The 12,645-nt window shown below is 61.5% G+C and carries 11 protein-coding genes; 7 read left to right on the forward strand and 4 right to left on the reverse strand.

What is annotated here, in order from left to right; all coding sequences use genetic code 11:
- Nucleotides 1–125: 125 nt before the first annotated feature.
- From FB472_RS08515 to FB472_RS08525, 3 genes are all read left to right on the forward strand, one after another.
- A complete protein-coding gene (locus tag FB472_RS08515) occupies nucleotides 126–1,643 on the forward strand; it encodes a PucR family transcriptional regulator (RefSeq protein WP_141990538.1) in 1,518 nt (505 codons plus the stop codon).
- A 117-nt stretch (nucleotides 1,644–1,760) separates the two neighbouring features.
- The gene (locus FB472_RS08520; RefSeq protein WP_141990539.1) at nucleotides 1,761–3,125 is read left to right on the forward strand and encodes an NAD-dependent succinate-semialdehyde dehydrogenase; all 1,365 of its coding nucleotides are present in this window, start codon (nucleotides 1,761–1,763) and stop codon (nucleotides 3,123–3,125) included.
- 99 nt (nucleotides 3,126–3,224) lie between these two features.
- Nucleotides 3,225–5,384 (forward strand): ATP-dependent Clp protease ATP-binding subunit, encoded by a 2,160-nt coding sequence (locus FB472_RS08525; protein ID WP_141990540.1) that lies wholly within the window; start codon nucleotides 3,225–3,227, stop codon nucleotides 5,382–5,384.
- Here the strand turns inward: FB472_RS08525 and FB472_RS08530 are convergent.
- The gene (locus FB472_RS08530; protein ID WP_141990541.1) at nucleotides 5,381–6,217 is read right to left on the reverse strand and encodes an exodeoxyribonuclease III; all 837 of its coding nucleotides are present in this window, start codon (nucleotides 6,215–6,217) and stop codon (nucleotides 5,381–5,383) included. The genes FB472_RS08525 and FB472_RS08530 overlap by 4 nt on opposite strands.
- A gap of 57 nt (nucleotides 6,218–6,274) precedes the next feature.
- On the opposite strand from FB472_RS08530, the gene pyrE reads away from it, so the two are divergent.
- The gene (gene pyrE / locus FB472_RS08535; RefSeq protein ID WP_141990542.1) at nucleotides 6,275–6,826 is read left to right on the forward strand and encodes an orotate phosphoribosyltransferase; all 552 of its coding nucleotides are present in this window, start codon (nucleotides 6,275–6,277) and stop codon (nucleotides 6,824–6,826) included.
- Entirely contained in the window at nucleotides 6,823–7,881 is a 1,059-nt protein-coding gene (locus FB472_RS08540; protein ID WP_141990543.1) for a septum formation family protein, read from the forward strand. Before pyrE ends, FB472_RS08540 begins: the two co-directional genes overlap by 4 nt.
- Nucleotides 7,882–7,887: 6 nt before the next feature.
- On the opposite strand, the gene FB472_RS08545 is transcribed toward FB472_RS08540, so the two are convergent.
- From FB472_RS08545 to FB472_RS08555, 3 genes are read right to left on the reverse strand one after another with little or no spacing between them, the layout of a single operon-like run.
- On the reverse strand, nucleotides 7,888–8,664 hold the full coding sequence (locus FB472_RS08545; protein WP_141990544.1) for an HAD-IIA family hydrolase: 777 nt from the start codon (nucleotides 8,662–8,664) through the stop codon (nucleotides 7,888–7,890).
- A complete protein-coding gene (locus tag FB472_RS08550) occupies nucleotides 8,661–9,521 on the reverse strand; it encodes a DNA-methyltransferase (RefSeq protein WP_141990545.1) in 861 nt (286 codons plus the stop codon). Before FB472_RS08550 ends, FB472_RS08545 begins: the two co-directional genes overlap by 4 nt.
- 52 nt (nucleotides 9,522–9,573) lie before the next feature.
- The gene (locus tag FB472_RS08555) at nucleotides 9,574–10,539 is read right to left on the reverse strand and encodes an IS481 family transposase (protein ID WP_141990546.1); all 966 of its coding nucleotides are present in this window, start codon (nucleotides 10,537–10,539) and stop codon (nucleotides 9,574–9,576) included.
- A gap of 134 nt (nucleotides 10,540–10,673) precedes the next feature.
- Here FB472_RS08555 and FB472_RS08560 point away from each other — a divergent pair, with 134 nt between their 5' ends.
- On the forward strand, nucleotides 10,674–11,312 hold the full coding sequence (locus tag FB472_RS08560) for a TrmH family RNA methyltransferase (protein ID WP_141990547.1): 639 nt from the start codon (nucleotides 10,674–10,676) through the stop codon (nucleotides 11,310–11,312).
- A gap of 68 nt (nucleotides 11,313–11,380) precedes the next feature.
- Complete coding sequence (locus tag FB472_RS08565; protein WP_215730420.1) at nucleotides 11,381–12,628, forward strand: NAD(P)/FAD-dependent oxidoreductase; 1,248 nt, start codon at nucleotides 11,381–11,383, stop codon at nucleotides 12,626–12,628.
- Nucleotides 12,629–12,645 lie beyond the last annotated feature (17 nt).

Consider the following 12,645-nt stretch of genomic DNA (forward strand, 5'->3'; position numbering starts at 1 on the left):
CACCGCTATCCAATCTGTGAAGAATGTGTTTGCCCCAACCTAGCGCTCGAACGCTGACGGCAGAAGGAACAGACTGGCACGTTGGTGGCGTCATAGTGCCAGAATGGCATCAGGGAGGATTCATCATGCCAACACCGCTCTGGGACATCGTCACAACGCCACAATTGGCGCTGCGCGCGCTCACCTCGCACGACACCTTTGACCGCTCAGTGAACTGGGTTCACAACTCCGACCTCGACGACCCGACACCATTTCTCACCGAGGGCCAACTGCTGCTGACGACCGGCCGCCAATTCGTCGACAACCCGGCCCCCGACTTTGACTCCTACGTTGCGCGGCTGCTCACAGCCGGAGTCGCAGCCCTCGGGTTCGGAACCGAAGTGATCACCCACGGGGTTCCCGACAAGCTCATTGACGCCTGTGTCGCTGTCGGTCTGCCGCTGTTCGAAGTTCCCTACCGCATCCCGTTCATCGCCATCAGTCGCCTGGTTGCCGACAACGAAGCCGAACAGACCAGAGCCGGATTCGATCGCGCGCTCGCCGCCCAAAACGACATCGCGCGTGCCGCCGTCGGCAAAGGGCGCCTGGGTGCTGCCGCCGCGCGCGCGGCCGAGCATCTTGACTGCCACGTGTGGATTTTCGACGCCGACGGCGAAGTGGTGGGTGATCCAAGCGAGACCAGCATGCCCGACTGCCCTCCCGACATCCGATCCTCAGTGAACACACTCCTGGCACGAGCGCGCCGCGCCCGCGTCGCCGACGTCGCCGACAACACCCCCGACGCGCACCGCATCGTTCAGACGCTGGGCGCGAGCAGTCGACTCTGTGGCGCCGTAGCGTGGTCGCGCAGCAGCGAATTTGGTGACCTTGATCGGTCAGTGATGACGGTGCTGGCGGCGCTTGCCGAGGTGTCGCTCGAGCAGACCGAAAATCTGCGGGTGGGTCACCGTGCGATTCTCGAGCAACTGTTTCAGCTTCTGAAAGATGGCCGTGTCGACAGTGTGCGCCGTGCCGTGCGGGTTGCCGGCATTGAGCTTCCGGTACAGCGGTTTGCTGTTGCCGCGCTCAACCTCAGCGACACGAGCGCCAGTGTGCGTGATGTGCTCGAACGCCGCGCAGCCCGACCCGAGAGCCGCTTCTTTGCGGTAGCGGATGGTCGGCACCTGCTTGTGCTCATCGACGCCGGTCAGCTTGCCGCCGAACGGCGCTTCTTCAGCATCAACAACCTCACCGTGGGGCTGTCGGGTGAGGTCGGCTGGACCGAACTTACCGGCGCCATCACGCAGGCGACACGCTCCCTCGACGCGGCCCAACCCGGCACGATCACCGAGTTCGAGAGTCTGGTGGGAGAAAGCTTCTTCGGGCTTCTCGCTACCAGTTCGGTCGCCGATATTGCCCACGCACGACTGGCCCGCGTGATCGATTCACCGGAGGGCTTGGCGCTGCTGCGCGCCGCGCAGGTGTGGCTTCGGCACAATGGGCAGTGGGATCCGGCGGCACGAGAGTTGGGCATCCACCGACACGGGTTGAAGACGAGGATGCAGCGACTCGCCGATCTCACCAATTTGGGCCTCGACAGCTTTCAGGGTCGCGCCGAATTGTGGGCAATGTTGGCCGCGATCGATCTCAACGAGAAGCCATAATCGCTGAGAAGAGTCTCTGACCGCGAAGGCTTACTCCCACATTGTGTGGTTTGGCCTGTAGCCTACGAACAATTCTTGGCGGCGTCGCCAGTGACTTCAAGGAGCGAGGAACACGTAATGAAGATCTACCAGTTGGTCAATCCGTACACCGGCGAAGCGGGCGAAGCTCATCCCGCTGTCAGTGATGAAGTTGTGGAGCAGGTTGTTGCGGCCGCCGCCTCCGAATATGCCACCGGATCGCACCGTGATCAGGTAAAAGAGCGAGCAGCGATCGTGGCGCGCGTGGCCGACCTGTTGGCCGAACGAGCAGCAGAGTTCGGTGAGATTATTGTGCGCGAGATGGGCAAACCACTGGCGCAGGCCGTCGGCGAGGTTGAGTTCTCCGCCGACATTTTCCGCTACTTCGCAGACAACGCCGAAGAGTTTCTGGCCGACGAAAAAATTGACGCCGGTGCGGGAACGGCGTGGATTCGCAAAGCCCCCATCGGGCCCATTGTGGGCATTATGCCGTGGAACTTTCCGATCTACCAGATCGCCCGATTTGCCGGCCCCAGCATGATTCTCGGCAACCCTGTGATCATCAAGCCGGCCCAGCAGTGCCCCGAGTCGTCGGCGGCGCTCGAAAAGCTGATTCGGGATGCCGGATACCCGGTCGGCGGATACCAGAACTTGTTCGCCGATAGCGACCAGATCGCCAAGATGATCGACGACCCGCGCATTCACGGAGTTTCACTGACCGGCTCGGAACGGGCTGGCGGAATCGTCGCTGCCGCAGCGGGGGCAAGCCTCAAGAAGAGCGTGCTCGAGCTGGGTGGTTCTGACCCCTTCATTCTGATGTCGACCGACGACATCGATGCCACGGTTGAGGCCGCCGTTGCGGCACGCATCGACAACAATGGTCAGGCCTGCAACGGGGCCAAGCGCTTCATCGTGATTGACGATCTCTACGAAGAATTCGCCGAGAAATTCAGCGCCGCAATGGGGGCGATCACCGTGGGCGACCCCATGGAGGAGGGCACCGAACTGGGTCCGCTGTCATCCGAGTCAGCGGCCAAGAGCCTAGAGGAGCAGGTTGCTGAAGCGGTCGCTGCCGGCGCAACGCTGCGGGTAGGAACGGGCAAGCGCGACGGCAACAAGTTTGCCCCGGCCGTGCTCGAAAACATTAGCGCCGACAACCCCGCGTTCATCACCGAGTTCTTCGGTCCGGTTGCCCACCTTCACCGCGTGAACAGTGAAGAAGAGGCGGTGGAGCTGGCCAACGCCACACCCTTCGGTCTTGGTTCGTACGTGTTTACGACGGATGCCGACCAGGCCGATCGCATCGCCGACGGCATTGACGCGGGCATGGTCTACATCAACGAGGTGGGGGCGGATGCTCCCGAGCTGCCATTTGGTGGAGTCAAGAATTCCGGCACCGGTCGCGAACTCGGCCCGCACGGTGTTGAGGAGTTCATGAACCGCAAGCTGGTGAAGCGCCCGTAGCCTCGGACGGGGGCGGGCGCCCCACGCTGCGCTAGCCACGGGTGCACTCCGCGGTGTAAAATTGAGTCGTTCTAACTCAACTTTTGTGGAGGGTTTGCAATGGCAAACATGCAGGGTGCCCCCGGTACCGATGAAGAACAAGAGAGTGCTCTCGAAAAGTACGGGGTCAATCTCACAGAGATCGCCCGAAGCGGCAAGTTAGACCCGGTGATCGGGCGTGATTCAGAGATCCGCCGCGTGAGCCAAGTCTTGACTCGGCGCACCAAGAACAACCCTGTGCTCATCGGCGAGCCCGGTGTCGGTAAGACCGCTGTTGTCGAGGGTCTCGCCCAACGCATCATCGCTGGTGACGTCGCCGACTCACTCAAGGGCAAACAACTGATCTCGCTCGACCTTGCTGCCCTAGTGGCCGGGGCAAAATACCGCGGCGAATTCGAAGAGCGACTCAAAGCGGTGCTGAAAGAGATTAAAGAGTCTGACGGTGAGGTCATCACCTTCATCGACGAACTCCACACGCTCATGGGTGCCGGCGGTGGCGACGGCTCCGTTGCCGCCTCCAACATGCTCAAGCCAATGCTGGCCCGCGGCGAGCTGCGCCTGATTGGGGCAACCACTCTCGACGAATACCGCCAGTACATTGAGAAAGATGCCGCCCTCGAACGACGCTTTCAGCAGGTGTTCGTGGGGGAACCATCCGTCGAAGACACGGTTGCCATCTTGCGCGGGCTAAAAGAACGGTACGAAGCCCACCACAAAGTGGCGATCGCCGACTCTGCGCTCGTGGCTGCCGCAACGCTCAGCAACCGCTACATTTCTGGCCGCAAACTTCCGGATAAGGCCATCGACCTTATTGATGAGGCAGCGAGCCGGCTCAAGATGGAAATTGATTCCTCGCCGGTCGAGATCGATCAGCTCAAGCGTGCCGTTGACCGGCTCCGCATCGAAGAGCTCGCACTGAAGAAAGAGAAAGACGAGGCTTCCAAAGCACGCTTGACAAAGCTGCGTGAAGATCTGGCGAGCCAGGGCAAAAAGCTCAGCGAACTCGAGGCGCGCTGGAAGATTGAGAAGTCGAGCCTGAACGGTATCGGTGAACTCAAGACCCGACTCAACGATGCCCGCATCCAACTCGACCGTGCCATGCGTGATGGCGAATATCAGAGGGCGTCGAAGCTCAACTACGAAACAATTCCCTCGATCGAAGAGGCACTGGTCACCGCCGAGAGTAACGAACCGGCTGGCCCGCGCATGGTCAATGACCAGGTGACAGAAGAAGATATTGCTTCTGTGGTGGCAGCCTGGACGGGCATCCCCGTCGACAGCCTCACCGAAGGCGAAACCGAAAAGCTTTTGCACCTTGAAGCTGAGCTGGGCAAGCGCCTCATTGGTCAGAAGGATGCCGTGCAGGCCGTCTCTGAAGCGGTGCGCCGCACCCGCGCTGGCATCTCCGATCCCGACCGCCCCACCGGCTCGTTCCTGTTCCTCGGCCCCACCGGCGTGGGCAAAACCGAGCTCGCGAAGGCGCTCGCGAAGTACCTTTTCAATGACGAAAAAGCTCTCGTTCGCATCGACATGAGCGAATACGGCGAGAAGTTCTCTGTCTCGCGCCTGGTCGGTGCCCCTCCCGGCTACATCGGCTATGAGCAGGGCGGTCAGTTGACCGAGGCCGTGCGACGTCGACCGTATTCGGTGATCCTGCTCGATGAGGTTGAGAAAGCGCATCCCGAAGTCTTCGATGTGCTGTTGCAGGTGCTCGACGATGGCCGGCTCACCGATGGCCAGGGTCGCACCGTTGACTTTCGCAACGTCATCATGATTCTGACCAGCAACCTGGGCAGCCAGTTCATCACCGAGCAGGCACTGCCGTGGGAGGCCCGCAAATCTGCCGTTCACGATCTGGTGCGCAAGTCATTCAAGCCAGAGTTCATCAACCGACTCGACGACATTGTGGTGTTCCAGCCGCTCTCAACCGATGATCTCAGCCAGATTGTTGAGCTCGACATTGATCGACTCAGCAAGCGACTAGTCGATCGTCGACTTGAGTTGGCAGTGACCCCGGATGCTCGCACCTGGCTTGCTGAGCGCGGCTACGACCCAATTTATGGTGCGCGTCCGCTGCGCAGACTCATGCAGCGCGAGATCGACGACAGGCTCGCCAAAGCTCTGCTCGCCGGAGACATTCGCGATGGGGACACGGTGCTGGTGGCCCTCGCCTCCGATGGAGACGCCCTGGTCGTCACCCGCATGCAGCCCGACAGCTAAAGGAACATCGGCCGATCGTCACCGTTTTCGGTGTCGATCGCAAGGTCAACGACCACGGGAACGTGGTCGCTCGGGCCATCACCCTTGCGCTCCTCCCGGTGAATGGATGCCCCGGTGACGAGATCGTCAAAGGCGGGCGAGCCCAAAATGAAATCAATGCGCATGCCCTCGTCGCGGGGAAAGCGCAGGCGTTGGTAATCCCAGTAGGTGTACCCCTCGACGCCCCGACTCCGCAGCGCATCAACGAGTCCGGCCTCTTCGAATGCGGCGAAGGCGGCACGTTCGGGCGCGCTGATGTGCGTTTTGCCCTCAAAAGCGGCCACATCCCAGACGTCGATATCGAACGGCGCAATATTGAAGTCGCCCATTAGGGCAAGCGGCTGCTCAGGGTTGTCGCGCATCCAGTTGCTGGTCTGCTGGGCGAGATTGGCGAGCCACTCCAGCTTGTAGGCGTAGTGCGGGTTGTCGAGTTCGCGACCATTGGGAACATAGAGACTCCAAAGGCGTGTGCCCTCAACTGTGACCCCGAGGGCGCGCGCCTCAATGGGCACGGTTCCGTCATCAAGCGGTTTACCGAACCCGGGTTGGGTGTCGAAGCCGACTGTCACCTCATCCATCCCCAGCCTGCTGGCGAACGCTACACCGTTCCACTGGCTCAGGCCGTGAAGCTGCACTTCGTAGCCGGCTTCGGCAAAAGCGTCGTGTGGAAATTGTTCTGGTTTGCACTTGATTTCTTGCATTGCCAGCACGTCTATGTCTTCGCGCAGCATCCAATCGACGACGCGGCTCACGCGGGTTCGGATTGAGTTCACGTTCCAAGTGGCAATGCGCATACCTCAACGCTAATAGTTCCGCCTCGCGATTGGGCGCCGCTTCGGTATTCTGTACACGTGACCGACGCCAAGAAGCAGCTCATTGACTATATTTCCGCCGACGCCGTCTTCCACGGCGACTTCATGCTGACCAGCGGCAAGCAGGCGAGCTACTACGTCGACCTGCGCCGAGTGAGCCTTGACCACCGTGTTGCTCCGCTGATCGGCCAGGTGATGCTCGATCTCATTGCCGATATTCCCGATATTTCTGCGGTGGGGGGGATGACGATGGGTGCTGACCCTGTTGCCGCCGCGATCCTTCACCAGGGTGCCGCCCGCGGCGCAAACTATGACGCCTTCGTTGTGCGCAAGGAGCCCAAAGATCACGGCCGCGGTCGCCAGGTTGAGGGCCCGGAGCTTGACGGCAAACGAGTGATCGTGCTCGAAGATACGTCAACCACGGGCGGATCGCCGCTCGCTGCGATCGAGGCCCTGGAGAAGGTCGGCGCGATCATCGCCGGCGTCGCCGTGGTCGTTGACCGCGACACGGGGGCCAAGGAGCGCATCGAAGCGGCCGGCTACCCGTACTTTTCTGCCATCGGGCTCGATGATTTGGGGTTGCCCCGGTGACTCCCGGCGATAACCCTTCAGGCTCGGATGACGAGCAGCCCCCACGCGAGCCAGCGTTCAATTGGGAACTGACCCCTAGCGAGCCTGAGCCTGAGCCTGAGCGCGACCGAACGGAGCCTCCAGCGACCGAAGCGCTCACCGCGGCCGATCTGCCTACGGGTCTTATGGATGTCGCCGATATGCCGACTGCGGCAATCAACGCGGCTGATCTTCCGACGGCGGCCATGCAGATGCCGACCCGTCGAGAACTTCGGATGCCGGCAGCCGTCGACCCCGCCCTTGAGGGCGCAACCGAGGTTCTTGGCGCGCATCCGGTGTCATCGGCCGGGCCAGAAGGTGAATCTGTCGATCACGATGCGGTGACCGCACTCTTTGGTGAAGACCGATTTGTTGAGTACGAAGAGCAACCGGGAAGCGCCCTGGTTCCTGCCGCACTGATTCGGTCGCGCGCACCCCAAGCACCACGTCCGCCGATTCCGCGCGGGCAGCTCATCGCAATTTCTATTGCCGCGGGGCTGGTGGCCGCCCTGGCGCTCGCTGCCCTCTTCTTGGCCGGTACCCGCATTGGCGATTCGCTGCCGGCGGTTGCGGTGTCGACACCGATTCCGACCGATTCGTCGACGGCAGTACCGACCGTGGGCCCGCTCCCTGCGGGAACGCACGGATGGAACACCTTGCTGGGGGGCGAATGCCTTGAGCCATTCGAATCCGCATGGCAAGACGAGTACACCGTCATTGACTGTGCCGAGCCACATGCCGGTCAACTTCTAGTTCGTGGCGAGTTCGACGATGTCGTTTCGGCCCCCTACCCGGAGATTGACGAGCTCGTGGCGCGAACTACCGCACTTTGCTCCACGGACGCGGTCATTAACTTTGCGGCCGCTCAGGCATTTACCGATCTTCAGCTGGTGACAAGTTTTGCGCCCACCGCCAAGGATTGGGAATCCGGTCAGCGCACCTACTTCTGCTATGCGACCCGCAGTGGCGATGACGCTCTCACTGAATCGGTCGCGCAACCGCCTGCGGCAGCCGAGGCTGCAGCCACCGCCGAGTAGCTTGCGCTATTTATTGAGCAGGTCAGCCACGCTGTCAAGCACCTCGTGCGGGCGGAACGGGTAACGGTCGATCTCGCGCTCATCGCTGATGCCGGTCAGCACCAGCACGGTGTGGAGCCCTGCTTCAATTCCGGCGACGATGTCGGTGTCCATGCGGTCACCGATCATTCCCGTGGTCTCGCTGTGGGCGCCAATCTTGTTGAGTGCTGAGCGGAACATCATCGGGTTCGGCTTGCCGACGACATACGGTTCCCGGCCGGTGGCTTTGCTGATGAGCGCGGCAACGGCGCCCGTGGCAGGTAGGGGGCCATCTGCGCTGGGGCCGGTGGCATCCGGGTTGGTGGCAATAAAGCGGCTTCCGTTGCCGATGAGGCGGATGGCCTTGGTGATTGCTTCAAACGAGTAGTTGCGGGTCTCACCGATCACGACATAGTCGGGGTCGGTTTCGGTCATGATGAAACCGGCCTCATGGAGGGCGGTCGTGATGCCCGCCTCGCCGATGACGAACGCGCTGCCGCCGGGAATCTGTTCTTTCAAGAAGTCTGCTGTTGCCAGCGCTGAGGTCCAGATTGATTCCTCGGGAACGTCAAGACCGGCCGACTTAAGGCGTGCGCTCAGATCGCGGGGCGTAAAGATCGAGTTGTTGGTGAGCACCAGATAGGGCTTGCCTTCGTCTCGCCACTGCCGAAGAAGCTCGGCGGCGCCCGGTACGGGTTCGTTCTCATGAACGAGAACACCATCCATATCGGTGAGCCAGCATTCGATTTCGTCGCGATTAATCATACGCTCATGTTAGCGAACACGGTCTCGTTTGTGAGGCGCTTGGTGACGATTTCGATCGCAGCCGGATTCTGCTCAACGAGCATGACGCGACGTTTCAGGGCTTGCGCGACGGCGCCGGTCGTGCCACTGCCCGCGAAGAAATCGAGCACCCAGTCGCCGGGTTGGCTGGATGCCTGAATAATGCGTCGCAGAATACCTTCCGGTTTCTGGGTCGCGTAGCCGGTCTTCTCTTTGCCGGTCGGGGAGACGATGGTGTGCCACCAGACATCCGTCGGCAGCTTGCCCCGCGCAGCCTTCTCGGGAGTGACTAGCCCCGGCGCCATGTACGGTTCGCGGTCGACTTCTTCGTTATTGAAATAGTAGTTCTTGGGGTTCTTGACGTAGACGAGGATCGTGTCGTGCTTCGATGGCCACTTTTTGGTCGCACGGGCACCATAGTCGTAGGCCCAGATGATCTCGTTGAGAAAGCTGTCCCTACCGAAGAGCGCGTCGAGAGCGACTTTGGCGTAGTGAACTTCGCGAAAGTCGAGGTGCAAGTAGAGGGTGCCGCGGTCGTCGAGCAGGCGCCAGGCTTCTAGGAGTCGCGGTTCGAGAAACTCCCAATAGTCGGCGAAACGGTCGTCGTATGAGTAGAGAGCACCTTTGACTGTCTCGTAGGTGTTGCCCCCGAACCCGATCCGGGTGCCATCCGCAGAGCGCGTGGTCACCAATGCTTGTCGTGACTGTGTACGACCGGTGTTGAAGGGTGGGTCGATGTAGATCAACCGAAAGCTTTCGTCGGGAAGGGTGCCGATAACACGGAGGTTGTCTCCGTGAACGACAAGATCGGGGCCATCCGGGCTCCACAGTGGCTGCATGCTTTCAGATTAACAGTCGGCGAGCGGTTGCGTGGTCAGGGGGGGGGGCGCACTAGCTGTAGTTCCCTGTGAGGTTGTGGACGCGGTCTGATGGTGTTTGGCCGCCGATGCCGGTGTGGGGTCTGTGGTGATTGTAGCTGTGGAGCCAGGCTGGGTAGTTTGCCGCGCGTGCTTCGTCGCTGAGGTAGGTGTGGGCGTAGGCCCATTCCTCGGCGAGGGTGCGGTTGAAGCGTTCGACTTTCCCGTTGGTTTGCGGGCGGTAGGGGCGGGTGAATTTGTGGTTGATTACGGGGCCGAGGGCTGTGGTGAAGGCGGCTGACCGGTAGCAGGAACCGTTGTCGGTCATCACGGCGGTCACGGTGATGCCGGCATCGACGAAGAACTGGTTCGCGCGGCGCCAGAACCCGGACGCGGTTTCCTTCTTCTCATCGTCGAGGATCTCTGAATATGCCAGTCGGGAGTGGTCGTCGACGGCGTGATGCAGGAACGAGTATCCGCGGCCGCCTTTCTGGTTGTTGTGGTTGCCGATGGTGCGGCCTAACTTTCGGTGGCCGCCCCCGTTAGGGATACGTCCTTGTTTCTTGATATCAACGTGCACCAGCTCGCCCGGTATCGCTTTCTCATAGCGCACGGGTTTTGATCGTCGGACGAGGAGTCCCGTGCTTTGATCGAGCCAGGCGAGTTTTGGCATCCGATAGCGGGCTAGTACCCGCTCGACTGTGGAGCGATTGAGGTGCAGGTGGTAACTGATCCGATGTGGTCCCCACCGACGGGTGAATCGCAACGCGATGATGCGTCGCTCAAGGCGGCGCGAGGTGCGCGCCGGTGAACGATTCGGTCGTGAGGAGCGGTCAGTCAGGGGCTGACAAGCGCGAAAACGTGCAGCCCATTTCGATGCTGTTGATGGTGAACATTGGAATCGTTCTGCGGCACGACGAGCGGACCAGCCGCCTTCCACGATCAGACGAGCAAGACGAAGCCGCCCCTCCGGGGCGAACGGGGCGTTAGCGTGAGTCATGAAGACCTTCGGTTGGGGATGTGAGGGTGGTACCCACATCCTGCCGGAGGTCTTCGCTAACTCACGCGATCACAACGTCCCGGGGAACTACAACTAGCTGGTACGAATGCTCCCCTGACGGGGACTATCGTGGAATGGTGACTGAACCAAACCCCAGCGTCGAGCTATCGACCAACGGGGTGGGGCCGTGGCGAGGCGAAATGCCCACCGAGCCCCACTACGATCCGGCGCTGCTTGAGCGTGGCGATAGCCGCAACGTCATCGACCGGTATCGCTACTGGGCCATGGACGCTATCGTTGCCGATCTCGACGTGACACGGCATCCATTCCATGTCGCCATTGAGAACTGGCAGCACGACATGAACATTGGTTCTATCGTGCGCAGCGCTAACGCGTTCGGCGCCGACACTGTGCACATAATTGGGCGCCGGCGCTGGAACAAACGCGGCGCCATGGTTACTGACCGCTACCAGCACGTGCTCCACCATCCGGATGTCGCGGCCTTCGTGGAGTGGACAACAGCAAAAGACCTGCCGATTATTGCGATCGACAATGTGCCCGGCAGCGTCATTATTGAGACCTTTGACATTCCCCAGCGGTGCGTGCTGCTGTTTGGCCAAGAAGGGCCTGGGTTGTCGCCCGAAGCCATCGAAGCGGCTACGGATGTTGTGGAGATCAGCCAGTTCGGTTCCACACGGTCGATCAATGCTTCAGCCGCGGCCGCCGTAGCGATGCACAACTGGATCACCCAGCACGTCAGCTTCTCGAAGTAGGGTGCTGCAGCGCTTCGGGCAGGCCCCGAGCGCTAGTCTGAAGTCGTCGTTCACTGAGGAGGGTGCCCGTGTCAAAGCCTGCCCATGTCACTATTGTCGGCGCCGGAATTGTGGGGCTCTGCACGGCCTGGTTCTTGCAGGAGCGTGGGGTCACGGTCACCGTTCTGGACCGCACCGGAGTTGCTGCCGGTGCCTCGTGGGGCAACGCCGGCTGGGTTGCTCCCGCGCTGACGCTCCCACTGCCTGAGCCATCAATTTTCCGTTACGGACTCAAGGCTGTCGTTGACCCGGCATCGCCCGTGTACGTTCCGATCGCCGCCAACTCCACACTGCTTCGCTTTCTTGCAGGTTTCGCTCGGCATTCGACGCCGCGCATGTGGCGCAGAAATATGGTCACCTTTGCGGAGATCAACAAGTGGAGCCTCGAATCGTTTGACCGCATGGAAGACGGTGGGGTCGCTTCGGCGCTGGGCCACGCCGACCCCTTTCTTGCCGCGTTTGTGAACGAGCACGACCGACAGGCGATCACCCACGAATTTGATGAGGTCGCTGCGGGCGGCGGTCACGTGAGCTTCGAGAAGATCACGGGCGACGAACTGCGTGAGTTCGAGCCGAGTGTCTCGACGCTTGTGACGCATGGGCTGCGCGTGAACGGCCAACGCTTCATCAACCCGCCCGCATTCATGGACGTGCTTGCGGCATCCGTTCGGGCACGGGGCGCTCGCATTATTGAGGGTGCGAACGTGATGGGCATCCGCGATCTCGGTGCCGCTGGTGTCGCTGTTGAGGTTGCGGGGCAGGATGCGGTGCTCAGCAACGAGGTCGTGATCGCTACGGGGGCCTGGCTCGGTAGCCTCGCCCGCCAGTTCGGCGTGCGTCAGGTGGTGCAGGCTGGTCGCGGCTACAGCTTCAGTGTGAAACCACCCGTGATCCCGACGCACCCCATCTACCTGCCCGCGCAACGTGTAGCCTGCACACCGCTTGGCGATCGGCTGCGGGTGGGAGGCATGATGGAGTTTCGTCCGGCTGACTCACCAGCCGACTCTCGCCGTATTCAGACCATCATCAACGCCGCGAGCCCCATGTTCGACGGTGTCGACTGGGATGCCCGCGAAGAAGAATGGGTCGGCTCGCGCCCGTGCACGCCCGACGGGTTGCCGCTTGTCGGTGCCACGCGCTCTCCTCGGGTGCACATTGCTGGCGGCCACGGCATGTGGGGCGTTACCCTCGGCCCACTGACGGGGCGGATGCTCGCTGACTCCATTACCGGCAACGACGAGCACCCCCTACTCGCCGCCTTCGACCCGCTGCGTTAGCGCCACCGCGGGCCGAA

It is taken from the genome of Rhodoglobus vestalii (genome assembly GCF_006788895.1).
Classification (GTDB): domain Bacteria; phylum Actinomycetota; class Actinomycetes; order Actinomycetales; family Microbacteriaceae; genus Rhodoglobus; species Rhodoglobus vestalii.

What these genes read in the sequence shown, in the direction of transcription:
- FB472_RS08515 (WP_141990538.1), top strand. Translation starts at nt 126, where the DNA reads ATGCCAACACCGCTCTGGGACATCGTCACAACGCCACAATTGGCGCTG.
- FB472_RS08520 (WP_141990539.1), top strand. Translation starts at nt 1,761, where the DNA reads ATGAAGATCTACCAGTTGGTCAATCCGTACACCGGCGAAGCGGGCGAA.
- FB472_RS08525 (WP_141990540.1), top strand. Translation starts at nt 3,225, where the DNA reads ATGGCAAACATGCAGGGTGCCCCCGGTACCGATGAAGAACAAGAGAGT.
- FB472_RS08530 (WP_141990541.1), bottom strand. Translation starts at nt 6,217, where the DNA reads ATGCGCATTGCCACTTGGAACGTGAACTCAATCCGAACCCGCGTGAGC.
- FB472_RS08545 (WP_141990544.1), bottom strand. Translation starts at nt 8,664, where the DNA reads ATGATTAATCGCGACGAAATCGAATGCTGGCTCACCGATATGGATGGT.
- FB472_RS08550 (WP_141990545.1), bottom strand. Translation starts at nt 9,521, where the DNA reads ATGCAGCCACTGTGGAGCCCGGATGGCCCCGATCTTGTCGTTCACGGA.
- FB472_RS08555 (WP_141990546.1), bottom strand. Translation starts at nt 10,539, where the DNA reads ATGACTCACGCTAACGCCCCGTTCGCCCCGGAGGGGCGGCTTCGTCTT.
- FB472_RS08560 (WP_141990547.1), top strand. Translation starts at nt 10,674, where the DNA reads ATGGTGACTGAACCAAACCCCAGCGTCGAGCTATCGACCAACGGGGTG.